The organism is Achromobacter sp. 77 (genome assembly GCF_020541125.1).
GTDB classification, from domain to species: Bacteria; Pseudomonadota; Gammaproteobacteria; order Burkholderiales; family Burkholderiaceae_B; genus Achromobacter; species Achromobacter mucicolens.
Map to the genome: position 1 here is coordinate 74,464 of NZ_CP059848.1, position 26,805 is coordinate 101,268.

24 protein-coding genes are annotated in these 26,805 nt (G+C 60.6%); 16 read left to right on the plus strand and 8 right to left on the minus strand.

All coding sequences use genetic code 11. From position 1 onward, the window contains the following. Nucleotides 1-13: 13 nt before the first annotated feature. Both H4P35_RS00355 and H4P35_RS00360 read right to left on the minus strand, forming a co-directional pair. Entirely contained in the window at nt 14-796 is a 783-nt protein-coding gene (locus H4P35_RS00355) for a transporter substrate-binding domain-containing protein (protein WP_226847662.1), read from the minus strand. A 282-nt stretch (nt 797-1,078) separates the two neighbouring features. Then, nucleotides 1,079-2,044: a tripartite tricarboxylate transporter substrate binding protein gene (locus H4P35_RS00360; protein ID WP_226847663.1), complete on the minus strand. Its 966-nt coding sequence runs from the start codon at nt 2,042-2,044 to the stop codon at nt 1,079-1,081. A 228-nt stretch (nt 2,045-2,272) separates the two neighbouring features. On the opposite strand from H4P35_RS00360, the gene H4P35_RS00365 reads away from it, so the two are divergent. From H4P35_RS00365 to H4P35_RS00410, 10 genes are all read left to right on the plus strand, one after another. Then, the gene (locus H4P35_RS00365; RefSeq protein WP_056327713.1) at nt 2,273-3,466 is read left to right on the plus strand and encodes an acetylornithine transaminase; all 1,194 of its coding nucleotides are present in this window, start codon (nt 2,273-2,275) and stop codon (nt 3,464-3,466) included. Nucleotides 3,467-3,584: 118 nt separating this feature from the next. Further along, nucleotides 3,585-4,610 (plus strand): IS110 family transposase, encoded by a 1,026-nt coding sequence (locus H4P35_RS00370; protein WP_226847664.1) that lies wholly within the window; start codon nt 3,585-3,587, stop codon nt 4,608-4,610. Between the two features lie 327 nt (nt 4,611-4,937). After that, the gene (locus tag H4P35_RS00375; protein WP_226847665.1) at nt 4,938-5,264 is read left to right on the plus strand and encodes a hypothetical protein; all 327 of its coding nucleotides are present in this window, start codon (nt 4,938-4,940) and stop codon (nt 5,262-5,264) included. A 55-nt stretch (nt 5,265-5,319) separates the two neighbouring features. Further along, nucleotides 5,320-5,940 (plus strand): class I SAM-dependent methyltransferase, encoded by a 621-nt coding sequence (locus H4P35_RS00380; protein ID WP_226847666.1) that lies wholly within the window; start codon nt 5,320-5,322, stop codon nt 5,938-5,940. 226 nt (nt 5,941-6,166) lie between these two features. Beyond that, complete coding sequence (locus tag H4P35_RS00385) at nt 6,167-6,355, plus strand: hypothetical protein (RefSeq protein WP_226847667.1); 189 nt, start codon at nt 6,167-6,169, stop codon at nt 6,353-6,355. Nucleotides 6,356-7,123: 768 nt separating this feature from the next. After that, entirely contained in the window at nt 7,124-13,423 is a 6,300-nt protein-coding gene (gene avs3a, locus H4P35_RS00390; RefSeq protein ID WP_304518377.1) for an AVAST type 3 anti-phage nuclease/ATPase Avs3a, read from the plus strand. Beyond that, nucleotides 13,389-14,084: an AVAST type 3 anti-phage proein Avs3b gene (gene avs3b, locus H4P35_RS00395; RefSeq protein ID WP_226847668.1), complete on the plus strand. Its 696-nt coding sequence runs from the start codon at nt 13,389-13,391 to the stop codon at nt 14,082-14,084. Before avs3a ends, avs3b begins: the two co-directional genes overlap by 35 nt. A gap of 66 nt (nt 14,085-14,150) precedes the next feature. Continuing rightward, complete coding sequence (locus H4P35_RS00400) at nt 14,151-14,771, plus strand: hypothetical protein (RefSeq protein ID WP_226847669.1); 621 nt, start codon at nt 14,151-14,153, stop codon at nt 14,769-14,771. A 133-nt stretch (nt 14,772-14,904) separates the two neighbouring features. Further along, complete coding sequence (locus H4P35_RS00405; protein ID WP_226847670.1) at nt 14,905-15,435, plus strand: hypothetical protein; 531 nt, start codon at nt 14,905-14,907, stop codon at nt 15,433-15,435. A gap of 407 nt (nt 15,436-15,842) precedes the next feature. Beyond that, nucleotides 15,843-16,175: a hypothetical protein gene (locus H4P35_RS00410; RefSeq protein WP_226847671.1), complete on the plus strand. Its 333-nt coding sequence runs from the start codon at nt 15,843-15,845 to the stop codon at nt 16,173-16,175. A gap of 99 nt (nt 16,176-16,274) precedes the next feature. Here the strand turns inward: H4P35_RS00410 and H4P35_RS00415 are convergent, their stop codons facing one another. Next, nucleotides 16,275-17,012, minus strand: a complete 738-nt coding sequence (locus H4P35_RS00415) for an anti-sigma factor (protein ID WP_226847672.1) — start codon at nt 17,010-17,012, stop codon at nt 16,275-16,277. Then, a complete protein-coding gene (locus H4P35_RS00420) occupies nt 17,009-17,524 on the minus strand; it encodes a sigma-70 family RNA polymerase sigma factor (protein ID WP_226849421.1) in 516 nt (171 codons plus the stop codon). The genes H4P35_RS00415 and H4P35_RS00420 overlap by 4 nt, the downstream gene beginning before the upstream one ends. Nucleotides 17,525-17,723: 199 nt before the next feature. Here H4P35_RS00420 and H4P35_RS00425 point away from each other — a divergent pair, with 199 nt between their 5' ends. Both H4P35_RS00425 and H4P35_RS00430 read left to right on the plus strand, forming a co-directional pair. Beyond that, nucleotides 17,724-18,947, plus strand: a complete 1,224-nt coding sequence (locus tag H4P35_RS00425) for a catalase family peroxidase (RefSeq protein ID WP_226847673.1) — start codon at nt 17,724-17,726, stop codon at nt 18,945-18,947. Beyond that, nucleotides 18,944-19,513: a cytochrome b gene (locus H4P35_RS00430; protein ID WP_226847674.1), complete on the plus strand. Its 570-nt coding sequence runs from the start codon at nt 18,944-18,946 to the stop codon at nt 19,511-19,513. The genes H4P35_RS00425 and H4P35_RS00430 overlap by 4 nt, the downstream gene beginning before the upstream one ends. Before the next feature lie 68 nt (nt 19,514-19,581). On the opposite strand, the gene H4P35_RS00435 is transcribed toward H4P35_RS00430, so the two are convergent. After that, on the minus strand, nt 19,582-20,004 hold the full coding sequence (locus H4P35_RS00435; protein ID WP_217618959.1) for a hypothetical protein: 423 nt from the start codon (nt 20,002-20,004) through the stop codon (nt 19,582-19,584). 15 nt (nt 20,005-20,019) lie between these two features. Next, nucleotides 20,020-20,394, minus strand: coding sequence for a glutathione S-transferase N-terminal domain-containing protein (locus H4P35_RS00440; RefSeq protein WP_226847675.1), 375 nt, complete (start codon nt 20,392-20,394; stop codon nt 20,020-20,022). Between the two features lie 274 nt (nt 20,395-20,668). Here H4P35_RS00440 and H4P35_RS00445 point away from each other — a divergent pair, with 274 nt between their 5' ends. The 4 genes from H4P35_RS00445 (at nt 20,669) to H4P35_RS00460 (ending at nt 23,311) form a co-directional block, all read left to right on the plus strand. Then, nucleotides 20,669-21,733: a hypothetical protein gene (locus H4P35_RS00445; protein ID WP_226847676.1), complete on the plus strand. Its 1,065-nt coding sequence runs from the start codon at nt 20,669-20,671 to the stop codon at nt 21,731-21,733. Nucleotides 21,734-21,861: 128 nt separating this feature from the next. Continuing rightward, entirely contained in the window at nt 21,862-22,311 is a 450-nt protein-coding gene (locus H4P35_RS00450) for a GNAT family N-acetyltransferase (RefSeq protein ID WP_255616251.1), read from the plus strand. A gap of 414 nt (nt 22,312-22,725) precedes the next feature. Beyond that, complete coding sequence (locus H4P35_RS00455; protein ID WP_226847678.1) at nt 22,726-23,046, plus strand: transcriptional regulator; 321 nt, start codon at nt 22,726-22,728, stop codon at nt 23,044-23,046. Then, nucleotides 23,030-23,311 carry a BrnA antitoxin family protein gene (locus tag H4P35_RS00460; protein WP_180099801.1) on the plus strand — a complete coding sequence of 94 codons (282 nt, stop codon included), beginning with the start codon at nt 23,030-23,032 and terminating at the stop codon, nt 23,309-23,311. Before H4P35_RS00455 ends, H4P35_RS00460 begins: the two co-directional genes overlap by 17 nt. 57 nt (nt 23,312-23,368) lie before the next feature. Here the strand turns inward: H4P35_RS00460 and H4P35_RS00465 are convergent, their stop codons facing one another. Continuing rightward, a complete protein-coding gene (locus H4P35_RS00465) occupies nt 23,369-24,604 on the minus strand; it encodes an MFS transporter (protein ID WP_226847679.1) in 1,236 nt (411 codons plus the stop codon). Nucleotides 24,605-24,735: 131 nt separating this feature from the next. Further along, entirely contained in the window at nt 24,736-26,760 is a 2,025-nt protein-coding gene (locus tag H4P35_RS00470; protein ID WP_063954177.1) for an acetyl/propionyl/methylcrotonyl-CoA carboxylase subunit alpha, read from the minus strand. Nucleotides 26,761-26,805: the final 45 nt, after the last annotated feature.

Genomic DNA, 26,805 nt, shown 5'->3' on the forward strand with positions numbered 1-26,805 from the left:
GGCCTCGCGCAGCCTACAGATCCTTGGGCAGTTCGGCGCCCAGCCACTTCTGCGAAATCGCCGACAGCGACCCGTCACGCTTGGCCGCGGCCAGGATGTCGTTCACGCGGGCGCGCAGCTTCGGTTCGTCCTTGTTCAGGCCGATGTAGCACGGCGAATTCTTGATCAGGAACTTCGTTTCCGGCTTCTTGGGCGGATTGCGCGCCAGGATCGCGGCCGCAACCACGTTGCCCGTCGCGATCATCGGCACCTGTCCCGACAGAAAGGCCGTGATCGTGCCGTTGTTGTCCTCATACCGCTTGAGCATGGCCGATTCCGGCGCAATCTTGGTCAGCTCGATGTCCTCGACCGCGCCGCGCGTCACGCCAATGGTCTTGCCCGCCAGGTCGGCGGCCGAAGACACCTTCAGGTCCGCCGGGCCAAACACGCCATTGAAGAACGGCGCATAGGCGTCCGTGAAGTCGATGGCCTTCTCGCGCTCGGCGTTCTTGCCCAGGCTGGAGATCACCAGGTCCACTTTCTTGGTCTGCAGGTACGGCACGCGGTTGGCGCTGGTCACCGGCACCAGTTCCAGCTTCACACCCAACTGCTTGGCGATCAGCTGCGCGGTATCGATGTCATAGCCCAGCGGCTTCATGTCGGCGCCCACCGACCCAAACGGCGGAAAGTCCTGCGGCACCGCAATCTTGATGACGCCCGCCTTGACGATATCGTCCAGCGCGTCGGCGTGCGACAGGGGCGCGGCCAGGATGCTGGCGGCGGCGCAAAGGGACAGCAACAGGGTTCTGCGTTTCATAAGGAACTCTCCAGGGCCCGCACTGCCCGGTCGGGTCAATGCGTTGCACACCAAGTCGGTATACAAAGCGAGGAGATGCAAGTTCTGTGCCATGTAGGCTGCGCTGGGAGGCAGCGGGGGTGGTGCGTTTTTCGCCCCGATCTGGTGCGCGTGATGCGCCGTTGGCGGGCGCGGCGGCACTGGTTTGGATCACGGGCAGGCTCCAGCCAAGCCAAGTACATGCCCAAACAAAAAAGCCGTCCCTTTTCAGGAACGGCTTTCCGCATCAACCCAGCGTCGCGCTTAATCCACCTGCGCGCCCGACTGCTTGACCGCCTTGCCCCACTTATCCACTTCCGAGGCAATAAACGTCCCGGTCGCCTCAGGCGTCAGCGGCATCGGCTCCGCCCCGCGATCCCGGAAGAACTTCTGCATTTCCGGCGAATTCAACACCTGCCCGATCTGCTTGCTAAGCGCATTCGTAATCTCCGAAGGCGTGTCCTTCGGCGCCAACACCGCCGCCCAGCCAATCGCCTCAAACCCCGGATAACCCGATTCCGCCACCGTCGGCACATTCGGCAGCTGCGGCAACCGCTTGGCCGTCGTCACCGCCAGCGCCACGGCCTTCTTGCTCTGCACGTGCGGCAGGCCCGCCGTCACCGAGTCCACCATCAGCGGCACCTGATGCCCCAGAAAATCCGCCTGCGCCGGGCCACTGCCCTTGTACGGAATATGGCGAATATCGATATTCGCCGCCGCCTTGAACATCTCGGCCGACAAATGCTGCGTGCCGCCAATACCCGCGCTGGCATACGCCAGTTCGCCCGGATTGGCGCGCGCCTGCTTCACCAGCTGCTGCAGCGACGTAATGCCCGACGCCGGCGTCGCCAGGAACATCAGCGGCACCGAGAACACGCCCGACACCGGCGCGAAATCCTTGGTCAGGCTGTAGTTGATGTTCTTATAGAGCGTCTGGTTCACCGCCGCGGCGCTGCCCGCGATCACCAGCGTGTAGCCGTCCGGCGCCGCGCGCGTGGCCTGCTCCATGCCGATATTGCTGCCCGCGCCCGCGCGGTTCTCCACCACGATCGGCTGCTTGACCGCCGCGCCCAGCTTCTCGGCCAGCGCACGGGCAAAGATGTCCGTCGCCTGCCCCGGCGGGAACGGCACGATCAGACGGATGGGACGGTCGGGAAATTCCGCGTGAGCGGGGGTCATGGCGGCGGCCAACGCCAGGCCGGCGGCAAGACTGGAAAGAATACGTTTCATGATTGGTCAGTAAAAAGCGACGGCGGACGGCGCGCGAGGGACGCATCGCCTGCATAAAATAGAGTGCCCGCGCTGGCAGCCCTTATGAGGCCGGCCCGGGGCAGATCGGAGGGGTAGCGTCACGATAGCATCCCCCCGTCGGTGCTACATTTGCCTTTTCGCGCTTCCCCCGGGGAAGTTCCCCGAAATTCCCTTCATCCCCTGTCCTTACATCCCGCAGGAACCGCCATGGAATTCAGCCAGTTCAACGTCAACACCCTCATGGAGATCACCTCCCGCCCGGACCTCGTGTTCGTCAGCGGCAAGGGATCCTGGCTGGAGGATCACGCGGGCAAGCGATACCTGGACTTCGTGCAGGGCTGGGCGGTGAACACCCTGGGCCACTCCGCGCCCGAAATGCAGCGCGCGCTGGTCGAACAGTCGCAAAAGCTGATGAACCCGTCGCCGGCGTTCTACAACATCCCCTCGATCGAGCTGGCCCAGCGCCTGACCGGCGCGTCCGACTTCGACCGCGTCTTCTTCGCCAACAGCGGCGGCGAAGCCAACGAAGGCGCCATCAAGCTCGCGCGCAAGTGGGGCCAGGTCAAGAAGAACGGCGCCTACAAGATCATCACCATGAACCACGGCTTCCACGGCCGCACCCTGGCCACCATGTCCGCCTCGGGCAAGCCGGGCTGGGACAAGATGTTCGCCCCGCAGGTCGAAGGCTTCCCCAAGGCCGAACTGAACGACCTGGAATCCGTGCGCAAGCTGATCGACGACAAGACCGTCGCCATCATGCTGGAACCGGTCCAAGGCGAAGGCGGCGTGCTGCCCGCCACCAAGGAATTCATGCAAGGCCTGCGCAAGCTGGCCGATGAGAACCAGCTGCTGCTGATCGTCGACGAAGTCCAGACCGGCATGGGCCGCACCGGCAAGATGTTCGCCTACCAGCACTTTGACGTCGTGCCCGACATCATGACGCTGGCCAAGGGCATCGGCGGCGGCGTGCCGCTGGCCGCCCTGCTCGCCCGTCAGGAAGTCAGCGTGTTCCAGCACGGCGACCAAGGCGGCACCTACAACGGCAACCCCCTGACCACTGCCGTCGGCGTCGCCGTCTTCGACGCGCTGGTCGCGCCCGGCTTCATGGACGCGGTCAACGCGCGCGCCAAGCAACTGTCCGAAGGCCTGCTGGCCATCTCGGCCAAGTACGGCATGAAGGGCGAACGCGGCATGGGCCTGCTGCGCGCGCTGGTGATGGATCGTGATGATGGTCCGGCGATTGTCGAGGCCGCGCGTAATCAGGCGCCGGAAGGTCTGCTGCTGAATGCGCCGCGCCCGAATTTGCTGCGCTTCATGCCCGCGCTGAATGTGACGGCTGAGGAAGTGGATTCGATGCTCAAGCAACTGGATGCGCTGATTGCGCAGGTGCGTAAGGCTTGATGAGGGTTAGAAAGGTGTGAATGCAGGGGCCGCGATTATGCGGCCCTAATGAGATGGTCAGCCCGATCCCCACGAAGCGGTACGCTGAGTGGGGATTGTTCTTTCTGGGAGACCTCTCATGAGCACCGTCACGCTGATTGGCATCGATCTGGGTAAGCATAGCTTCCATCTGCACGGGCAGGATTCTGCCGGCAGGATGGTGTTTCGCAAGAAGTGCTCTCGCCAGCAAGTGTTCACGTTGCTGGGTAATAGCCCGTGCAGCACGGTGGTGATGGAGGCCTGCGCAGGAGCCCATTGGATGGCGCGCCGCATCCAGGCGCTAGGCCACCAACCCAAGCTGATCTCCCCACAGTTCGTGCGCCCTTTCGTGCAGGGCAACAAGAACGACTTTGCCGATGCGCAGGCGATCTGCGAAGCAGCCTCGCGCCCGAGCATGCGGTTCGTGTGCGTGCGCAACGAGGCTCAGCAGACCGTCTCGGCGCTGCACCGCGTCCGAGAGTCGCTGGTGCGCGAGCGCACCGGCGTGATCAACCAAGTCCACGCCTTTTTGCTGGAGTTCGGCATCAGCCTGCCGCGCGGCCAGGCGATCCTGCGGCGCCTGCCAGCGGTGTTGGCCGAGCATGAGCTGCCGCCCCGACTGGCGGCATTGCTTGAACGGCTGCAGGCGCACTTCAAGTATTTGGACGAGCAGATCGGCGAAATCGAACGCGATTTGTGCCAGCAACTGCGCGAGGATGAACGCAGCCAGCGGCTTCTGGAGATCCCCGGCATCGGGCCGATCACCGCGAGCGTGCTGATGACAGAATTGGGCGATGCGCAGCAATTCGGTTCGGCCCGCCAGTTCGCCGCCTCTGTGGGTCTGGTGCCACGCCAATACAGCACTGGCGGTACGCCTAAGCTGCTGGGAATCAGCAAGCGTGGCGACAAGAATCTCAGGCGGCTGTTGGTGCAGGGCGCACGAGCGATCATGCAACGCGTAGAGCGGCGCACGGATCGGCTGGGCGTCTGGGTACGCGAGCTGCTGGCACGACGCCACTCGAACGTGGTGGCCTGCGCGCTGGCCAATAAATTGGCGAGGATAGCCTGGGCCATCCTCGCCAATGGAACGAACTACCGAAGTGAGCAGGTTGTTAGCGCAACCTGACATTCATCACCGTTTTACGCAGTCACTTCCTGGTTTTGCGACGCGAGTACGTGAAGACATAAACGGCTCAACGGCCTGGCAAGAAACCTGGTAAAAAATTCAGCACCTGGATGCTGAGGCCCTTTTGAGGTTTGCCGGGCGCGACTCTCATCATGGAGCGGGGGACCTGTCCCCAAACGACTCCGAATAGATTTGAGCAAAGCCCAATTTACGCCAACACAAACCCGCTTGCAAAAATCGGGCTGACCATAGATTGTTTTTTGGTTGATTGGATCGCGGTTGGGGTTGGGTGTGCGGCCGCGGGTTGGGACACGTTAAGGGAATCGAATGGACGCGAAGGAATTTGTCGGCAACTGGAATGCGCTGCGGGGTGAGTTGTTGGAGACGTTCATGGCGGCGGACGGCGGAAGTGCCGTCGCGGCCAAGGTGCGGGGGCTGGGGTTGTCGTCGGCGCAGCTTGAGGGCTTGCGTGGCGTGTTGGATCTGGCGCTGCGAGACACGATGTATTCGCTGCTGCTGGGGTTGGATGGGGCGGCGAGTATTGGCGATAGCCAGGAGCAGTTCACCATCGCGGGTGAGGATGGCGTGGTGATTGAGGATATTGAGTCGGAGGCTTGGGAGTGCTTCCATGGGGATGCGGGCGTTTGCGGTTGATTCGCTCGATTCAAAAGGTTCGTTTTTCTGTGGTCGCCGTTTCGGGAGTTTGAAGATGTCCAAATCGCCTGCTGATGACGTGGTGTCGATCTATCGGGAGCATGCCGACGCGTTTGTGCGGCAGCGTGGGACGGAGCTGATCGAGCGCGCGTGGCTGGATGCGTTTCTGGCGCTGCTGCCGGGGGCGAGTCCGCGGGTACTGGATATTGGGTGTGGGTTTGGGGTGCCGATTGCTCAGTATCTGATTGAGCGTGGTTGCCGGATCACGGGTGTGGATACGTCGGTGCCGTTATTGAAGCGGGCGGAGGCGGCGTTTCCTGAGCATAAGTGGGTTGCTGGGGATATGCGGCAGATGGCGGTCGCGGGGCCGTTTGATGGGTTGATCGCTTGGCATAGCTTCTTTCATTTATCGCCAGAGGATCAGCGGGGGATGTTTGGGGTGTTTGGGCGGTTGGCTGCGCCGGGGGCGGTGTTGATGTTTACAAGTGGGCCGGGGTTAGGTGAGGCGATTGGGGAGTTTGGAGGGAGGCCGCTGTATCACGGGAGTTTGGAGGGAAAGGAGTATCGGGAGTTGTTGGCGGGGAGTGGGTTTGAGGTGGTGCGGCATGTGGTGGAGGATGCCGGGTGTGGGGGGGCGACGGTGTGGGTGGTGAGGCGGGTTGGAGATAAGGCGTGACTTGCAGACAACGTCGGGAGGAATGAGTCAAATAGGGGGGCTCATCAAAAAATCGGACGCGTTGATGATCGGGCAGTACTGTTACGTTGTCTGATATTGGGCCTACAGAATTCAACGTTGGGGAGTGACTCACCATAATTAGCGACTTACTGAGCCGCGGATTGAACGATTCATTTCGCAGAACGCGGTTTAGCGGCATGGGCGAACGCGCAAAGAAGGTTCGACAATGAAGACAAGGAATTTGTATGCCGAGATTGCGGAAGGCTTTGCTGCACTATCGGATGCCCGGGTTGGCAACCTGAATCTGCGCACTGTGTATATCTCAATCGCCGGGCAGGGGGAAACGGGGCCTCTGGCTGATAAATCCAAATCCGACGGTGAACTTGTGGATTTAACAGCAGGAGAGGTTTCCTAATGTGCCGCAGCTTCAGGCCGGGCATCGGTGAGCGGGACGTCATCGGGATTGTGCCTGTGGTTGTAGACGAATTTCAGTTTTGCAAGCGGTTATCAGTAAATGTTAGCTTCCGGCCAACACCAGAAGTTCGCTTAGTGGATTCGATGTCCGATGGAGGCTGGTAGCGGTCAACAAAGCCTGAGGCGTCGACGACTGCTATCGATGCATCGCGGACGTCGGATTACTGTGCCTATTTGGCAATTTTTACTAGTGGATCCACCATTTAACCCACCCACGCTGCCCCAGCGACGGCCACCAAACTGAATTGCAAGTTCTAACATTCGAGACTGTGCAGCCCAGCTTCGATCCTCGCTAGACAGCCCCCTGGCGGGAGCGCCACCTTCTCGTCTGCGGGCCGGTGTGGTGCGTCGACAGTTAAACCCGGCGGAGATTTGGGTGGCGTCTGCGAATTGACAGCTTGTATGGCTTGTACAGTGGCAAAATGACTGTATAAAAATGTAGCGTCAGCCGATAATCCTAACGTCGACACCGGGGCGTGCGCTAAGTCGGATTTGGTGGAAGCTGTAAACAGCAGCCGTTTCAAGGTTGAGCTGGCTCAATTAGTGAACTGCGGTTGAGCAAGTCTCGTGGACGTACATATAGGTCCCGACCGAGCAGCGGGAAGCCGGTGGCACTGCGTCGTGACGCTCCGAAAGCAATCTTTCAGTCCTCATGAACTCAAAAACAACTACAGTTGGTGCCACAACCACCGACTCCGACTTGGTGCGAATGAGCAGAGACGGAGACCAGTTCCATTACCACTGGGCGGCGCGCCACTGCCTCTCGCTCTTGCCGGGAGTGAGCGACTTGGTCGCCATCTCTATTGAGGGCGCATCGGCTGCCGAAGGCCCTGGCTCAGCCAACGAAGGCGATGAACTCATCGACGTGGGTTTCTACTTTGGCAGCGAGTCCCTGAAGGACGCCCGCCTAGTTCGCTACGTGCAGCTGAAGCATTCCACGCAACGTGTGCAGAAGCCCTGGACAGCCAGCGGGCTGAAAAACACGCTTGAAGGCTTCTCCGAGCGGTTTGCGAAACTGCGTAAGACGTTCACCTGGAAGGAGCTTAAGGACAAGTTGCGCTTTACCTTCACGACGAACCGTCCTATCGATGAAAAAGTGGCTGAGTCGCTGGAGGACCTTGCAGAGGGGAAGCCAGCGAGACATTCCTCAGTCGCGAAGACGCTACTTGGTTATGTGAAGGGACTCGACAGCGAAACTGCAAATTTCTTAACTCTCTTTTCCGTTGAAGCAGGTGAGCCCGACCTATGGAATCAACGCAATCTCCTGTTCAAGGATGTAGGAAAATACTTGGCCGAGGCAGACTCGGACGCACCTCTTCAGCTCAAAGAATTGGTTACTAAGAAGGCCACCTCTGAGCACGCCTCAAACCCGTCCATTCGTCGCCTCGATGTTCTGCGAGCACTTGGGGCCGACGAGGCGGATCTCTGGCCCGCAAAGTGTCTGATTGCTGAGCCTACCGACGGTGCATTTCCTCGCGAGCAGGAGCGAGAGATTCGCACGATTTTGGAGTCCACCACTCAACCCGTCGTCCTTCATGCCGAAGGAGGAGTTGGGAAGTCCATCCTCGCGTGGCAACTTTCCAAGTCTTTCCCTGAAGGTTCCGTAGCGGTGCTCTATGACTGCTTTGGCGACGGACTGTACAGAAGCTCCCAACACTTCCGGCATCGACAAAAAGACGCCCTCCCGCAGATTGCAAATGAGCTTGCTGCTCAAGGGCTATGCAATCCTTTGATTCCAATCCGCGGAACGGATAGCAAGCAGTATATGCGTGCGTTTCTTGCAAGACTGACTCAGGCCGTCGGTCTGCTCCGGGCTAAAACGCCCTTTGCCCATCTCTATTTGATAGTCGACGCTGCCGACAACGCCGTTATGGCAGCTACTGAGTTCAATGATGCGGCCTTCGTGCCAGACCTCATTCGCACGGAGATGCCAGACGGTGTCAAACTGGTCTTTACTTGTCGGACCCATCGGCGAGACCATCTGCGAGCTCCGCCCGACGCGACGCACGTTGAACTGCGCCCGTTTAGCCGTTTGGAGACGGCACAGCACCTCAAAAAGTACTATCCGAACGCGACTGACAAAGATGTCGTCGACTTCGATTTCTTAAGCAGCTCCAACCCACGGGTTCAGGCGCTAGCACTCAGCCGAAAACTGCCGTTAGAAGGCATGTTGAAGGCGCTCGGACCATCACCCTCCACAGTTGAGCGGGCAATTGCCGAACTGCTGGAGCGCGCAGTCGAAAAGCTCAAGTTTCGAGAAGGCTCTATCGAAGCAGAACAGATTAACCAAATCTGCCAGGGCTTGGCCGTGCTGCGACCACTTGTTCCAATCGCGGTGCTAGCTGAGATTTCGGGAGCTACTGAAAGTGCGGTACGAAGTTTCGCCTATGACTTAGGACGACCGTTGCTGGTCAAAGGTGGCAGTCTTCACTTCCTGGATGAGCCTTCCGAGACTTGGTTCCGCGAGCGTTTTTGGCCAAACAAGGCAAAGTTGGCGACGTTTCTGGACCGATTGAAACCCCAAGCTGCCACCAGCTCCTACGTCGCATCAACAATTCCTCAACTGCTTCTCGCCGCGGGGCGAATGGATGAGTTGGTTGACCTGGCCCTTTCTGCTGATGGCCTACCTACGTCGAACCCACTCGAGCGCCGTGATGTGGAGGTCCAGCGCCTGACCTTTGCGCTAAAGGCCTGCCTGCAAGAGAAACGCTACGCCCCGGCGGCGAAGCTCGCACTTAAGGTGGCAGGCGAACTTGCCGGTGTCGAGCGACAGAATGACCTGATACAGGGGAACACGGACATCGCCTCTGCACTTCTTTCTCCAGACCGCATCGACGAACTAGTGTCTCGACGTACATTCGGAGGAAGCTGGACAGGCGCACATCATGCCTATGAAGCAGGCCTGCTGGCGGGCCGTCCGGAATTCATTGCTGAAGCACGAAGCCGCCTAAGAATGGCGACAGATTGGCTGTATTCCTGGGCGAGGATGGCGCATGAAGAACACGAGGAAAAAAACGAGCGCGTCGAAACTAGCGATATGGCCGAACTCGCAATGGCCAAATTGCTTGCAGAAGGACCGGAGCTCGCAGTCAGATTTCTTAGAGGGTGGACGCCTAGGTCTCTCTCGATGGCCGCCGGAGGCATCTTGGCGCGTCGGCTTGTGGACCTTGGTCGATTCGACCTTCTTGACCAACTGGCGGAACACGGTGCGCAAGATGTATGGCTGATGCTAGGCCTGGCAGCGGAAGCGTGCTGCGGCGGACACTCACTGCCTTCCAAGCCTGTGGAAAAGCTCATGCGTGCATTGAGTTCCCGTCGCATTCAACTGCAAGAACCAGGTGGTCATAGCGCTAAGTGGAGCGTGCTAAATGGCGTCACGTCTGCTGTTCTACAAGCGCTGAGAGTGCTGCCACGTGATGACGCGATGTGGGCAAATGTCATACGCCGTTACTTGCCGGACCATCCCCCTCGAGACCTGGCGGAGCGGTACGCGTCCGACAGGTCTACGCTGCTGAGAGCGTACACGCTTGAGTCCGCCCTGTTGGGCAAGCAACTCGAGCTCATCGACTTGGCTCCAAAGGAAATCCGAGAAGAGCTGGAAAAGAAGCAGAGTCACTACAGCGTAAGTTCTGATGCCGAAGCGTTTAACAGGGGGACGGGCGGTGTCTTCGCTTGGTATCGACTGAGCGCAGAAATCGCCTGCGGCAGGACCTCGGCAGATTTCAGCGAGGCCGCACAGGAAGCACTCAAAGCAACGAACGCAGCTAGGTCCAAGGACTACAGCAACGTCTTCAATCTAGACCAAGTCGTTGCACTGGAATGGATAAGGGCGCTCCGCGATGCGTCAATTTCTGACGTCACGTCACTGGCTTCATATCGGGCCTGGTTTGAAGAGAAGGCGAAAGGTATCTGGCCCGCCACCATGGCAGGTGTCTGTCGCTTGGCCGCCCGTACAAAGGTACTCGAGAACTTTGCGCTCGAGGTGTCCGTCAAGGCCTACGAAGCTATAGAACAAAATCGCGAGCACGCTGAGTCCAGAGTCGAGTCCTACCAAATTCTGGCGCGTGCCGTTTTTCCGGCCAGCATAGCGGAGGCGCGCAACTACTTTGAGCGGGCAGTGGAGATGTCGAACCGCGTTGGACAAGAGAACTTGGCCCGATGGGGCGCGCTCATTTGCCTGGCCGAAGCGAGCGGAAGAGACAGTCTCCCCCGGCCCGAGTCCGCCTACCGCTTGGCACGAGGCACGGAGCTGGCGTACGAATATGTGGAAAGAGACAAGCACTTCGACTGGGAACGCACAATTGATGGATTGTTGAGCTTGTGCCCAGCCTCTACGATCGCCGCTCTCAGTCGCTGGAGAGACCGCAAGTTTGGTTATGCAGACAAGCTTCTAAAAATTGCAACCGACCGCCTTGTAGAGCGCGGCTTGCTTCCGCGCATCGCGCCAATTGCGCTATGCCCGATTGGCGAAGAATGGGCGCGCGCCGAAGACCTTGTGAAAGCGGTTGAACACGAATCGAATAAGGAAGTACAGCGGAAAACGCTCAGCGTTGGCTACCGCTACCTAAGGGTCAGTTCGCCGTCGCTGGAGGAACTTGAAAGGATTTCTGAGTTGGCACGCACTTGTAACTTCGTGGCTCCAGACATCGACAGGCTTCTCACCCAAGCGAGGGTGCCTAAGCGTGAGGGTGGGAACTCTGCTCGGCAATACGCACCGAAGACGCCAAAGAAACGAAGCGACCCAGACTGGAATGTCCTATTCAAGGGGGTCGACCTAACAAGCTCCGTGGAACTACGTGCGGCGTATTTGCGCCTTAGGACTTTCGACCCTCCTTATAAAACTGACGAGTTCTACCAAGAAGCACTACAACGATGCGGTTTAGGCCGAGCGGCCGAATTCTGTCTTGCTGTTTCGCAGTGGCCAGAATTTGGGAGCTATGAGCTCAGGCAAATTTTCGGCGTGCTTGGAAAACAAAACATCAAGCCGGTTTCTCTGCGCAAAGCGATGACAGAAGTAGTGCTATCCGTATGCCGAACAAATCCTGAATCGGCTAGGCGAAAAGGATGGTGGAGCTCGTTTCCGTACAGTGAGATTATTGACGAGGGCATTGTTAGCGACGGCCAGATTGTGGACGCAGTGCTTGAGGGGTTTCTAGCCAAGGTCACAGTGCTAACAGCCGGCGAGCTCTTCCAGATGTTGGAGCCGTTGGCCTCTCGTTTGACAAACGATGAGGCGGACGACGCACTGCACTTTGGGTTATCTCTCCTCGAAAGTGACCTTCATCCTGACGATGGCGATGGACCCTGGAATGAGGGCATGAAGCCGCTCGGCAGCTGCGAGGCTGCACTGGCTGGTTACCTCTGGGCAGGGTTAGGTTCACCAACCACTTCTGTACGTTGGGAGGCCGCACACGCCGTTCGGGCGACTATCGAGCTTGGCTGGAAGCCGGTTGTGAATGCGCTTGCGAAATTCGCAGTCATCGGTTCACCCGGAGCGTTCGTCGACAAACGGTTTGTCTTCTACGAATGGCATTCCCGTCTGTGGCTCACCTTAGCGCTAGCTCGGTGTGCGGCCGAGCACCGAATCATGGTGAGCATGTTTGGCGAGTTTCTTTTGATGTCCGCCAAGGAGGAGCACGTACTATTGCGCCATTTCGCAGCCTGCGCTTTGCACGAACTACCCGAACTTCTAGGTGAAATGACTGCGCGGGGCTCGCCTGAGAAAATCAACGTAAGTGAACTTCCACTCGTTGAGCATGACTCCTACAGGAGGCCCGAGGTAGAGACACAGCCATCCAACGATTCGTCGGGCGATGGGGTAGATAAATACTACTTTGGCATTGACATTGGCCCATATTGGCTTGAACCTCTCGGTCGAGTCTTCGGCATCTCGCCGAGTAGCATTACTCGGCGCGCCATCGAGGCTATCAGCGAACGTATTGGGGCTATCACCACCAAGCATTACGACGACATTCGTTATAAAAGGGGCGTGTTTCAACACGAGCAAACCATGCACTCGCACGGAACCATGCCGAGAGTGGAAGACCTTCAGGTCTACAACTCCTATCACGCAATGATGATAGTGGCAGCTAGGCTGCTTAAGACCCACTCAGTTGGCAAGGCAAGTTACGGCTTAGAGGATGAGTTTAGTGAGTGGCTTGAGCGTCATCTTTTAAAGTGCAAGGATGGTATGTGGGCCGCCGATAGGCGCGACCCTCAGCTAACCAAGTCTCCACCCGTGTCCGAGCATTATGGTGACAAGGAGTGGCGGTGGCAGGTAACTGCTGAGCATCTTGATAGTCTTCTAGAGACTGACGAAGGTCTGCTGGTTGTAGCGGGTGATTGGACAAGTGGCCCCCAGGAGTTCCAAGAGGCTATTTCTGTGACCAGCACGCTGGTGCCGAGAGCTACCGCGACAGCGTTCCTCGCTGCGGCGCAAACTTCCTCGAACCCAAACAACTATTTCTTCCGGTACGACCAAGAACAAGGGACTTCGAACGAGGACATAACATCCGAAGGAGGTCTCCGTGAGCCCACATTGAAATTGGGCTCTCATGGACAGTTCAACCTTCATCGTTGGATATCTGACCGAGGTGAATCCTACGGAATTGACGACTACGACCCATGGGGCGAACGTGTGAGCGTTCCGGGTGATGAGCCGAACGCTGCAACTATCTCGGCAATGGGCCTGACCTCGGCGGACGGTGCGCGAAGATGGGTGACCAAGAGTGGTGCGCACGTTCGAAGTGAGACGTGGACCCATTCGAATGGGTATGGTCGTGAGAAGGAAACCATTTCTGGTACCCGCTTGAGTGCTGACATAGCGTTTCTGAAGGAACTCCTCACCGCTAATCCAGAGCATTGGCTTGTTGTCAATCTTAGTCTGCGTCGACGGGGCTCGCGATACAGCTCGAGTGACGAAGATTTGGGCACGTACGTACCACCTTATGTTCGCTACTACCTGATTAAAGAAGATGGAATCGCTAGAACGCTCAAGCGCAGTAATTGACCTCGGCAAGCGGCTCGTCAACCAGTTGAAGCTTGGGGATGATGAACTTGCTCAGTGGATGGCGCACGCGCTCGCTGAGCGAATCAAAGATGCAGAAAATGCCCCTCCTGAGAAACGAATCGCAGCACAAAGATCCTGCATGGAACTGGTTTTTCAGCTGTGGGAGCGAAGATATAGCCTTCCCACTCAACTTCGCCCTTTGAAGAGTCTGGAGCCGCTTTTGCGGACGCTCAATTCGCTTGATACGACAAGCGGTCCGCGATTTCGCTTCATGCAGGAGCGGCCTGCCGCTATGAAAGTCGATGAGGGTGTGGAGAAGACGCTCGACTTGGCCATGAAACTTGACGACGCAGCGCGGATTCTGGTGCAGTACTTCCTGGCCACAGCGGCAGAACAAGCCTCAGAGGAGATGCAGCCTTGGATTCAGAATGCCATTGACGCAGGAGCGGACGTGTCGTTAGAAGTCCGCGTTATTAGATTTGTGGATAGTGGCCTTGACCGTTCCTCTGAAGCAGCGAAGATAACCAAGGAAGCCTTGAATGAAAAGATACAGAAGCTTGAGGTTTTTGCATCTCTTGCGGCAGCCCTCGCAAAGGACTTGAGAGCAAAGCACGGCCTGCTGACCGATGAAGCGGACGACGCCCAACCAAATAATGAATGATCGGGTCCGCTGGCAATGTGGTGCGACAGGTTGAAGTCGACAGCTTTGTGCTGGTTGCTGTCATCCGTGACGCAGAAAAATACGTCTGCAATCGCTGCGAAGCAGCATCGGGCTTCCCACATCGAACTTCCGCTTTGGTTCGAAAGCAGTCGGCTGCGGGTGCTGGCGTGGTCGCCTAAGCGAAGCTTCTCGCTATCATCAATTATTGGAGTCCAGATGCACTATTTCCATGTCTTCGTATGCCAAGAAGGGGAAGCCGCCCTTCGAGTAGTAGCACTCGACTTGACTGAAGATGAGATCAAACGCCACATTGTTAACCCGTATCGTCGCGGAACTTCCATCGTTCAAAACGGAAAGATTATTTCCGTAGCGTCACTTCGAGAGCTACGGATTTGCATGACCAGCACCGCTTTCGAACAAGCGTACAGCTCCGAGCACGCGGTTCAATCCAGGAAAATAGATGAGTTAAACCGGGGTGGCGATGTGTTCTTTATTAGCCCAGGCCCTGGTTATGACGATATGGCGGACTCGTTCGAGAACGTTACCGACACGTTCTTGCGGGTCAAAGAACCTGGTAATGCTAGCCACCCCCCTCTTCTCGTCTCCTTCATCAATCACCCGATCGTCTCGACGGTCGTTGGCGGTGTCGTGCTGTCAGGTTTGGCGTTCTACCTCGGGTGGAAATGACGATATTACTGCGCGCCAATCGAAGCGTCGCGACAAGCGCGCCATTGCGCGGCGCACTGCTGAAGAGGGTGAACCTCGCTGAGTGCTGCGCAAGTGTGACACGTCTCAGACGTCAGGAACTAAAGGAGGCGCAGTGCATCAACTAACAGAACTGTTGCAGCGCGCAACCGCGAATGTGCCAGCTCAGTACTTTCAAGTTACGCTGGACGGCGGCGATCCAATCTACCGTGAACGGGTCTACTGCTATGAGTTGTATCACCAACTCCGATGCCAATGGCCAACCGACACGCCCTTCAATCTAAACGGCGAGCTCGACAAGGCTGCGCATCCAATCCTTCGGGAGCTTGATGCGGACTATGCCAAGCCTGACTTCCTGATTCATCAGCCTGGCTACATGGCAGAAAATCACACCATCATCGAGGTCAAGTCTTCGAATGCTCAATCGAATGGGATTGAGAAGGACCTGAATACGCTTTCGCTTTTCCGGACGAAAGTCAACTATCAAAGGGCGATTTACTTGCTATTTGGTTATGATGTGGCGATTGCCGCGGAACGCGTACGTCGAGTAGCAGCCAGACTGGAAGGACTTCAGCCAGTCGAGCTATGGCTACACGCGATGCCCGGCGAGCCCGCTCAACAAGTGAGCATCGGCATTGACGCCTGACCGTGGACGCCGCCGACTGCGCAGACGCTGACCTTGACTATTGATTGTCCGCTTATTGCAGACTCGTCGGGCGACTATGGGTCGAAAGCTGACATTGGAGTTGGTCATCCCACTGAGCTAAAACGGTCATTCTCGTTGTTTTCCTGTTAACCCGCTGCCGTATACTCCTCCAACTACCGCAACAACGGTAGTCCGGTTTGGAAGCCGGTCAGCTATAGGCGGGCAGCCGCCGCTTAGGCGGCTTATTTGCGTCCGCGCGTCTCTGCACGTCCCTATGGACGGGCCTTGGCGGGGGTGCGCTTGCGCACGCCGGGTCCTATAGCTCCGGTCTTCCAACCTCGACTCGTGCCCGTCCTCCCCATTTGGAAGTGGGGTGCGGGTTTGTTCGCCGCTATAGGAGATTGTCCATGACGCAGCACTCCCTTACCCAAGATCCCTGGTTCGTCGACACCAATCCAGAACTTGGCCTGGTTCCCCTCTCCCACGTCTACAACATCGATCGCGCCCGCTATGCCATCGCGTCGATCGCCCGCCTTGTCGGCAACAGCGCCTCGGAACCCGACGCAACCGGCTCGCAGCCGCTGGACGCATGGACCGTCGCAGCATTGTTGGGCGGCGTGGAAGGATTGTGTGAGCACATGGGCGTTATGACTGAGGCCATGCTGGAAACGGCTGGAGCGTGCGCACAAGATACCGATTACGCCGACCCCACGCATGACGCGCCCGCGTCGATTCAGTAGGCGCAGTAACGGCTCGGGCCTGCCGCGATGTGCGACAGGCCCGAGCTGTTAGATTCGACGAAAACTTGCTCGATCTGAGGCGTTAATCGCTCCGAGGCGTCACGATTCACCCACTTGCATGTTCTGACCGTGCCCATCCCCCGCCGTCACCAACGCATAGTTATACCCCTGCCCCGACCAATAGCGCGCCAGCAGCTCGCCATCCTTCCGGCTCCCTTGCGCCAGAAACTGCCCCCCCGGCCCCGGCGGCCGTATATAAAACGTAGCGCGCTGCCCCGCGTTCTCATAGATAACAAGCGCAGCCGGCCCCTGATCAGTAGCCAACAATCGCGCAGCAACAGGCCTAAACCCGCTATCGCTCAAATTAGGCAACCGCTCGGCATGAGCAAAATACGCATCCAACCACCCCTGCAAGTCCCCAACATCCGCACGCACATCCGGCTGCGGCGCATCCGCTGACGCAAACAGCCGATAAGCCTGCATCGCATCCTGCATGGGCAGCACCCGATTCGCCAAGGCCGTATCGCGAGCGCTCCATCCCGTGACGCCGCCAATCGCCACCGCCACAACCAAACTAGCCGCCATTACCATCCGCCGCCGCGTGCGAACCCTTAGCCCCGCACGCACCGCAGCAGGATCCAACGCAGGATTACCCGGCAAACCCTCCCCGCCAGCCCCTTCCCGCAGCCGCTGCGCATCCCGACGCCAAGCCTCCAGCTCCTGCGCCTCATCAGGATGCGCCCGTAAATACGCCTGCAGCGCCTGCAACTGCGACGGATCCAGCTGTCCATCCACATACGCATTACGCGTCAGATCATCGATAGAGCGTTCTTTCATTTCAATATCCTCAGACGAGCCTCGCCAGCCTGCCCCTCATGCAATTCACGCAAGGCACTCCGCGCGCGGGACAGGCGCGACATGACGGTGCCCAGCGGCACGTCTAAAACATCGGCGACGGCCTTGTAGCTCATGCCTTCCACGCTGACGAGCCACAGCAGCGTGCGCTGCGCCTCGGGCAGGCGTTCGAAGACATCCAGGGAAGATCGCGCCATGACCTCGCGCTCGGCCGACGGCGCGGCGGCGTCGGACCCGGCAAACCATGACAGCAGCCGCGCATAGCGGCGCGAGCGGCGTTGGGAATCCAGAAATTGGCGGTACAGGATGGTGAAGAGCCACGCGCGCACGTCGCCTTGCGGACGGCGGCCGCGCCAGCGGGTGAGCGCTCTTTCCAAGGTGGATTGCACCAGGTCGTCGGCCGCGACCGCATCGCGCGTGAGGCGCAGCGCAAAACGCCGCAGGCGCGGCAGTAGTTGGCGCAGCACGGCGTCGGAGAGTTCTTCCGCTGGCATCTCGTCGTCGGTGGATGCCGGGGCGTCGGGCGGCACGCGGACCGGTTGAATCATGGCGGGTTCCTGGGACAGGCCTGCGCAACCAGCTTACAGGTCAATGCAGTAAGACGCCGCTCCGGCGGGTTTATTCCATTGGGGAATAACTTTTTTGGGGTGGCGTCCTACAGGGGTATTCATCGCCCCATGGGCAAGGAGCCTTATGCAACAAGGATCTGACCGCAACGGCCCGCCGCCGGGTCAAACGCCACCGGAAAGCCTGCCGCCGGGCCGCCTGCCGCCGAATCGCCAACCGCCGGGTGCACGGCAACAAGACGGCCAGCCGGCGGACGACCGGCCCCAGAAGCCCCGGTCGCTCACCACCCCGCAAACCCTTCTTCGCCTCACCGCAATCGGCGCCATCGTGCTGGCCTCTGGCGCCGCGTTCGCCTACGTGGGCGGCTGGCTCGACCCGCAGCGGTTGACGCCGGACCGCATCGTGAACGCCCTGGAAGCCAACAGCGGCGTCCATGAGGGCTTTCGGCGCAACCACGCCAAAGGCGTCTGTGTGATCGGCCGCTTTGAAGGCAGCGGCGCGGCACACGATTTATCTACCGCTGCGGTGTTCGCCTCGGGCAGCACGCCGGTGATCGGACGATTGGCCCTGCCCGGCGGCAACCCGTATGCGTCGGACTCCAGCGTTCCGATCCGTAGCTTTGCCTTGATGTTCACGTCCGCCAACGGCGAGCAATGGCGAACCGGCATGAACAGCATGCCGGTGTTTCCGTTGTCGACCCCGCAGGCGTTCTACGATCAGCAGCTGGCCGGTCGTCCCGACCCCAAGACGGGCAAGCCCGATCCGCAGCGCATGCAGGCGTTTTTCGCGGCGCATCCGGAAACGGTTGCCTTCCGCGCGTGGGCCAAGACCGCGAAGCCGTCGGCCAGCTACGCGACCGAAGACTATTACGGCCTGAACGCGTTCTACCTGGTCGATGGCAACGGAAAGCGGCAGCCGGTGCGCTGGCAGTTGACGCCGTTGGACGCGGCGGCGGCGCCTGCGGCGCAGCCGGGGCACGACGCGGACTATCTGCAAACTGACCTGCAACAGCGCCTGACGCAAGGGCCGTTGCGCTGGCGTCTGCTGCTCACGCTGGGCCAGCCCGGCGATTCCACCACCGATGCAACCCGCCAGTGGCCGGCGGATCGGCCGACTGTCGACGCGGGCACCGTGGTGATAACCAGCAGCGCGCCGCAAAGCGATGGCCCGTGCCGCGACGTGAACTACGACCCGACCGTGTTGCCGCAGGGCATCGCTGTTTCCGACGATCCGCTGCTGGCGGCGCGATCCGCGGCCTACGCGGCCTCTTATGAACGCCGCACGGGCGAAGGGCCGCCTCACGCCGCCGCAGCGTCATCCCATTCGACCAAACCGGAGCGCGCCCAATGATCCCGTCGCCTACTCAAACCCGCCGCCCGCCCGCCACGTTCAGTCTATTCGCACGTGTGCTGCATTGGTCGATGGCGGCCGGCATACTCGCGATGCTGTTCATCGGCGTGGGCATGGTGGCGTCGGTGTCCGAGCGGCATCAGTGGCTGGTGCAGATTCATAAGCCGTTGGGCCTGGCGCTGCTGGCGCTGGTGTGCATACGGCTGGCCAGGCGTGTGTTTATGGGCGCGCCTGCGTTGCCGGCGGATCTGCCGGCCTGGCAACGTCATGCGGCGCTGGCCTCTCATGTCCTGCTGTACGCGCTGATGTTCGCGATGCCGCTGATCGGCTGGGCGATGCTGTCGGCGGGTGGTTATCCGGTCGTGGCGGCCGGTTGGCAGTTGCCGCCCATTGCGCGTGCGGATGCGGCGTTATTCAGTTGGCTGCGCGGAGCGCATCGCTATCTGGCCTTTCTGCTGTTCGCGACGGTGCTGCTGCATCTGGCCGCGGCGTTGTTTCATGGCTGGGTGCGGCGGGATGGCGTGTTGGAATCGATGACGCGGGGTCGTTCGGTGTCATCGCGCTGAATCAGGAAAGGGGCGCTGCCAGGCGATTTCCATGGCGCACGTGACACGGGTGCCGGCGTGACACGGATTCAATTCGGCTTCCAGGTCACCCCATCTTTCGTCCGATACTCCGGCGTCCCCGTGCAGCATCCCCCCGCCCCAAGCGCCTGCCGCCCAATAAACGCGGTGACGCCGCCCTTCTCTTCCGTAAGCGACTGACGCAAGCACGACGTCGGCAAGGGATAGAAATCGCCTTCCAGCACCAACGTCCAGCTCACGTTCTCGCCTTCAGCGGGATCGACCCGATACACCTTGCAGTTATGCGCAAGCAGATGAATGGGCTTTCCGGCAAGTACGCCCTTGAACTGATGTTCGGGCGGCGCCTCGCGCGTGGCGATGGTTTCGGCGGTGAGTTTGGATCCGGCCGGCGGTGGCGGCAGCGACGGTTCGCATGCGGCGAGCAGGCTGGTGGCGCATAGCGCGATGGTCATCCGAATCACGGCAGGCATCATGATCGTGCGGCTCAATTACGCGACGTTGGCAAACCGCTTTTCAAGGTACGCGATGATGTCGTTGGACTCGTACATCCAGCGCGTGCCCTCGGCGTCTTCGATGCGCAAGCAAGGCACCTTCACCTTGCCGCCGCCCGCCAGCAACGCGGCGCGCGCGTCGGGGTCATGCTTGGCGTCCTTCAGCGCAACCGGCACGTTGAGCCGATGCATGGCGCGGCGCGTCTTCACGCAGAAGGGGCAGGCCTGGAATTGATACAGCGAGAGCGCGGCCGCGTCGGCGTTGACGGCGGCCTGGCCTTGCGGCGAGCGCTTCTGCGGACGCGGACGGGTCAGTGCGTCGCCCAGGATAATGATTTGACCCAGGCCGACACGCAGGGCTTTGACGAGCATGGATGTGGACTCGGAATGTTGAAGAAGGCTGCCAGTCTACTCTGAGCGGCGACGCCGACGCTGATGGGCCGTCTACGAGGCAGGTAGATGACCTGCCACCGGCATGTGGCGGGAGGTATCCCGCGACGTGATCAGGAAGCGGATGCCGCTCGTCCCATCGCGTGAGGGTTCGCCGCGATATCATGCCCTGGTGTCTTCGCCCCAGGCCTTGTTCAGCCGCAGGGGCGACAGACGCCGATAGGCAACAACCCAACTCATAAAGGAACGAAGACCGATGACGCTGTCTCGCCGCGTGCTTGCCCTTGTATGCGTGTCCGCCCTGTCCGCCCCGGTTGCCGCATGGGCGCAGTCGACAAACGATAAAGCGACACAAGCCGAGGCGGCAGCCATGTGGAAGCGGCATCTTGAGAACACCGACAAGCTGTTCGACCAAGCCCGCAAGGACATGGCGATCGTGGTGATCCCAACCGTCAATTTCGATGCGGGACCACCGCGCAACTTCGACGATGCGGCCACGCGGGATAAGTTCACTCGGCAGCACAGCACGCTTATGCATTGGCAGCACAAGACCGAGAAGGGCTTCGCGATGACCGTGGGGCAAGGCAAGCACAAGTTTGATTTCTCGGATACGGGCCCGCTGTTCCAGACGACGCGCGGCGCATTGGCGTATCAAGTGATCCCGGTATGGCCTGGCGAGTACCGGCTCAATCGCATTACCTACCACCAGCCGCGCACGGCGTTGCCGGACTCGGACGCGCGTGCAAAATCGATGGACTATCAGAAAGACCTCGGCATGGCGACGCTGACCGAGACGCCGGATATCGACTTCAAGAAGGAAGGCCCCTGGAAGCCAATCACGCCAAGCGAGGATGGGCTGGGCGCGGGCTGCGAGGTCACGTTGCGCATTGGGGAAGGCTGCAATGAGGCGGCGCGGGAGTATCGGTGGGTGGAGGGGGCCAAGCGCGCGTTCCACAATCGCGAGGCAGAGATGTTGCCCGTTGCCGGCGTTGCCACGGAACTGCTCTTCACGCCGTTGGCCACGATCACGCTGGAAGCGGGCGATGTGGTGCTGATGGATGGGTACAAGATGCCGGATGATCAGCCGGTCATGGTAAAGGATTCGTGCGGGGTGTTGGCGCGGGAATGGGTGTGTTTGCTGGAGTCGATGACGCTTGAGCGTTTGCCCGCCAGCATTGAGGATTTTCGGAAGGCGCCTTCTGCTGCGAGTTTCCAGCTGCCCAAGCTGGATGCCGCGTTGAAGGAGCTGGTTTATCGGGAACCGAAGTATTACTTCGATCCGGCGGCTGGGGCGGCGAATCGGTTTGAGATGAGGAAGTAGGAAGTTGGCGCAGGCCTGACGCCCAATGACGAAGGTGGGCGTTACTGGGCGCGGGCCGATTTGCGTCGACCCGCGCTATCCCGCGCGACACTGTCGGCGAAAGGACTTCATAGATGAGATTGCGGAGATTGGATGCAATTGACGTGGACGTTATTTTGGCGCTGGAAGCGGACGCCGAAGTGATGCAGCACAGTACGGGGCTGATCCTTCCGACTGCAGAACGACGCGAAGCGTTGCTCGCGTACATTGCGGCAGACCAAGGAGAGCTAGGTCATTGGGCAATCACATGCGCCGGCAGCACGGCCGGTTGGATAAGCCTCACGCCTCTGGCCGAGACCACGCGCATACAGGTGGCCTACCGATTGGCACGCGCGCACTGGGGTAAGGGGCTAGCGCTGGACGCGCTCCGGGAAGTCTGCCGCTATGCGAAACGCCATCTGCTCCTGGAAGAGTTAGTCGCCGTCGTATGGCCGTCCAACCTCCGGTCGCAGCGACTCCTGGAAAGATCTGGATTTAACTTCGAGTGCGAAGCGCATCACTACGACCGAAATGTGATGCTATACGTTCGTCAGCTTTGATACTGGCCTTCGTCGAAAGCTATCGCAGTTATCGAAAGATTCCTTCTGGCGGTTCGAGGAACGCCTGGTGACTTCGTTCGGTATTCGAAGCTGTCTACTGATGGGAGGAGAGCAGAGCGACCACGCTGCGCTTTCTCTTCGTCTGATTTCTGCTTTGGCAAGTAGGATGGCCGGATCCGCTTCGACACAATACGTCTCCTAGCGAGCAGCCTCGATCTCGTTCGAGAAGTTGAGTGTTTGAAAACGCCCAGCTGGCACTGCCGCGTTTAAACGTGGGGGGCAAGGAAGTGGAAGGACGAAAACCGCATGGCGTGGTCAGTCGATGGCGCGCATATCGATCCGAGGGTCGAAGGCGTCGGCTGCAGCCTCCAGCCTACTTTGCGCTGCTCAATAAATTGTTAGTACAATTAAATCGTGCTAACCGTTATTGAGACGGGCGAATTTGGTGTTTGGGCGGCTAAGGTGTGGAGCGATTCCGAACGCGAGGCATTCGTTGACTGGATCGCGGAGAATCCTGAAGCGGGGGATGTCGTCCCCGGTTCTGGCGGGTGTAGAAAGGTGCGGTGGTTGCGCGGCGGTATGGGAAAGCGCGGTGGCGCCCGCGTGATCTATTACCTGCGATTGGCCCGTGGTGAGGTGGTGCTCTTAATCGTGTACGCCAAAGCCAAATTCGACAATCTTCCTGTCTCGTTCCTAGCCAAACTCAAGGAGAGCTTTGATGGCCAAGAAACCTGATCCCGAGATTGCCGAGTTTGAGGCAGCTCTGCTTCGAAGCGCGAAGCAGGCTGCGCAAGGCCAATACGCTCGCGTGCACAAGCCCGACGACATAGTGCGTCGCCGTGGTCGGCCGGTGGGCAGCACCGCAGCAACGCGGAAGTCGGCAACCACCATTCGTCTTGACGAGGAGATCCTCTCAGCTTTCAAGGCGACTGGGCAGGGTTGGCAGACGCGGATCAACAATGCGTTGAGAGACTGGTTGAAGACGCATCGATTGACGTGAGAAGCGTGCGTGACGCGCATGCGATCAGCGTCGACGTCCATTCATACGGGTGCTGCCTCAGCCCTGCGCCACCTCATTCCCATTCAACGTCCGAAGCCGCCTCAGTTCCGGGAACCACCGCATCCACAGCGCTGCGACCGCAATCGTCCCCACCCCGCCAATCACCACAGCGGGGACCGCACCGAATAACTGCGCGGTGAGCCCGGACTCAAATTCCCCAAGCTGGTTCGACGCACCGACAAACAAGGTGTTCACTGCGCTGACCCTTCCCAGCATGTGATCGGGCGTATTCAATTGCACCAGCGATGACCGCACGACAACACTGACCGCATCCGCTGCGCCCAGCACGACCAACGCGGCAATCGACACCGGAATCGAGGTTGACAGCCCGAACGCCGTGGTCGCCAGCCCGAATACGATCAGCGACCCGAACAGCAGCCGGCCAACGTTCTCACCCAGGCTCAGGCGCGCCAGCGTCAGCGACATCAGCGCCGCACCGCATGCAGGCGCCGCACGCAAAGCACCAAGCGCCCAAGGCCCGGCATTGAGAATGTCCTTCGCAAAGATCGGCAGCAGCGCCGTCGCCCCGCCCAGCAGCACCGCAAACAAATCCAACGACAGCGTGCCCAGCAGCAACCGCCGCTGGAAGATGAAGGTGATGCCGCCGAAGAGCGTGCGCCACGTGGTCGGCTCCTTACGCGGCGGCGCGCGTTCGATGACGAGGGTGGCGATGGCGATGAAGGCCGTCAGATACAACGCAGCGGCGACGCAGTAGATCCACCCTGCCCCGAGGCTGTAGCCGACGCCGCCGAGCGCGGGGCCGGCGATTTGCGCGATCTGGCCGCCGGATGAGGACAGCGCGGTGGCGCGTGGGAGCCATTCGCGCGGGACGACCGCGGGGATGAGCGTGGAGAGCGTGGGCGCTTCGAAGGCGCGGGCCGAGCTCATGATGATGATGGTCGCGTAGATGAGCGTCTTGCCGCCGACGCCGTGCAGCGCGGCGATGGCGAGGACCAGCGTGGCCAGGGCTTCTAGCGCCATGCAGAGGGCGACGATCTTGCGGCGGTCGTAGCGGTCGGCGACGTGGCCGACGACGAGCGTGAGCGCGGCCATGGGCAGGAATTGGGCGAGGCCGATGAGGCCCAGGTCGAGCGCACTGCCGGACAGCGCGTAGATCTGCCAGCCCACGGCGACGGAGACGATCTGGAACGCCAGTGACGCGGCAACGCGGCCGCAGAGGAAATGCAGGAACGGCGGACGGGAAAGCGGACTGGGCGTGTCGGCGGCGGACATGGTGGGCGTGGCGGGGGGAAGAGCCGATTCTAGGCGCGAGGCGCTGACGGATAGCTAAACCGGCGTGCCCCCAAAAACAAAGCGGCTCCGAGCGAAACCGCCGGGAGCCGCCAGCCAAACCCAAACCGCCGTTACTCGATCGAAACCAGCTCGGCGCCTTCGGTCACCTGATCCCCCACCCCGTAGAACACTTCACCCACCGTACCGTCGGCGGTGGCAGAAATGGTGTGCTCCATTTTCATCGCTTCCATCACCAGCAGCGGCTGGCCCTTTTCGACCTTGTCGCCGGCCTTGACCGAGATCGAGATAATCTTGCCTGGCATGGGCGCGGCCAGACCCGCGCCGTGTTCCCCCTGCGTGTCCTGCGAGTGCGTCAGCGCGTCATACAGCTCCAGGACGTGCGAGCCGTCCTCGCGGAAGACGTAGGCGCGGTCGCCGTGCAGGACGACCGTGCCGGCGCTTTCATGGCCTTGCAGCGTGATGCGCAGGCCGTAGGCCAGGTTGGGATTGGCACTGGCGTGCGAGCGCCACAGGAAGGGGCGCGCGCCGTCGCCGGTGTCCAGTGTCCACGCGCCGCCTTGACGGGCGACGGTGACGTGACGGGCTTCGCCGTTGTCGGTCCATTGCAGTTGGCGCCGATACTGGCCGCCCAGACGCCAGCCGTCGCGCGCGTCCCACGGGTCGGCGGGGCCTTTGCCTGCGCCTTGCGCGCCCGGTTGAGCAAGTCCTTGGCGAACTAGCACGGCGGCGGTGGCAAGGGCCAGCGCGTCGGCATCAGCGGGTTGCGGGTCGGGCAGCAGCGTGGCGCGCTGGCGTTCGATGAGGCCTGTATCCAGATCGGCGGCCGCAAAGGCGCTGTCCTTCATCAGGCGCGACAGGAATGCGACGTTGGTCTGCACGCCGACGGCCTGCGTCTGCGCCAAGGCTTGCAGCATGCGGGCGCGGGCCTGGTCGCGATCGGCGCCGTGCACGATGAGCTTGGCGATCATCGGGTCGTAGAACGGGGTGATGGTGTCGCCCATCCGCACGCCGCCGTCGACGCGGATGTCGCCGTTGGCAAAGGCGGTGTGCGGCGGCAGGCCCAGATAGGCAAGCGTACCGATGGACGGCAGAAAGCCCTTCTCGGGGTTCTCGGCGTAGATGCGGGCTTCGATGGCGTGGCCGTTGATGCGCAGGTCTTCCTGGCGCGCGGGCAGCGGCTGGCCGGCGGCGACGCGCAGTTGCCATTCGACGAGGTCGTGGCCGGTGATCATTTCGGTGACCGGGTGCTCGACCTGCAGGCGCGTGTTCATTTCCATGAAGTAGAAGCGGCCGTCGGGCTCGGCGATGAATTCCACCGTGCCCGCGCCCACGTAGCCGACGGCGCGCGCGGCGGCGACGGCGGCTTCGCCCATGGCGCGGCGGCGTTCTTCGGTCATGCCGGGGGCGGGCGCTTCTTCGATGACTTTCTGGTGGCGGCGCTGCACGGAGCAGTCGCGTTCGAAGAGGTAGACGCAGTTGCCGTGCGTGTCGGCGAACACCTGGATTTCGATGTGGCGCGGCTTTTGCAGGTAGCGTTCGATCAGGACGCGGTCGTCGCCGAAGCTGGAGGCGGCTTCGCGCTGGCACGAGGCCAATGCATCCAGGAATGCGCCGGACGATTCGACGATGCGCATGCCTTTGCCGCCGCCGCCCGCGCTTGCCTTGATGAGCACGGGATAGCCGATGCCGTCGGCCTGCGACTTGAGGAACTGCGGGTCCTGGTTGTCGCCGTGGTAGCCGGGCACGAGCGGCACGCCGGCCTTTTCCATGAGGGTCTTGGCGGCGGACTTGCTGCCCATGGCGGCGATGGCCGATGCCGGCGGGCCGACGAAGGCGATGCCGGCGTCCTGCGCGGCCTGGGCGAAGGCTTCGTTCTCGGACAGGAAGCCGTAGCCGGGGTGGATGGCGCCGGCGCCGGTATCGCGCGCGGCTTGCAGAATGGCGTCGGCGCGCAGGTAGCTGGCGCGCGGCTCGGAGCCGCCGATATAGACGGCCTGGTCGCACGCGGCGACGTGGCGGGCGTTGGCGTCCGCGTCGGAATAGACGGCGACGGTGCGCAGTCCCATGCGGCGCGCGGTGGCGGCGACGCGGCAGGCGATTTCGCCGCGGTTGGCAATCAGCACAGTATCGAACATTGCGTTATCCAAGCTGAAGTGTTCGGAAAGGGCGCGAAGCGCGTA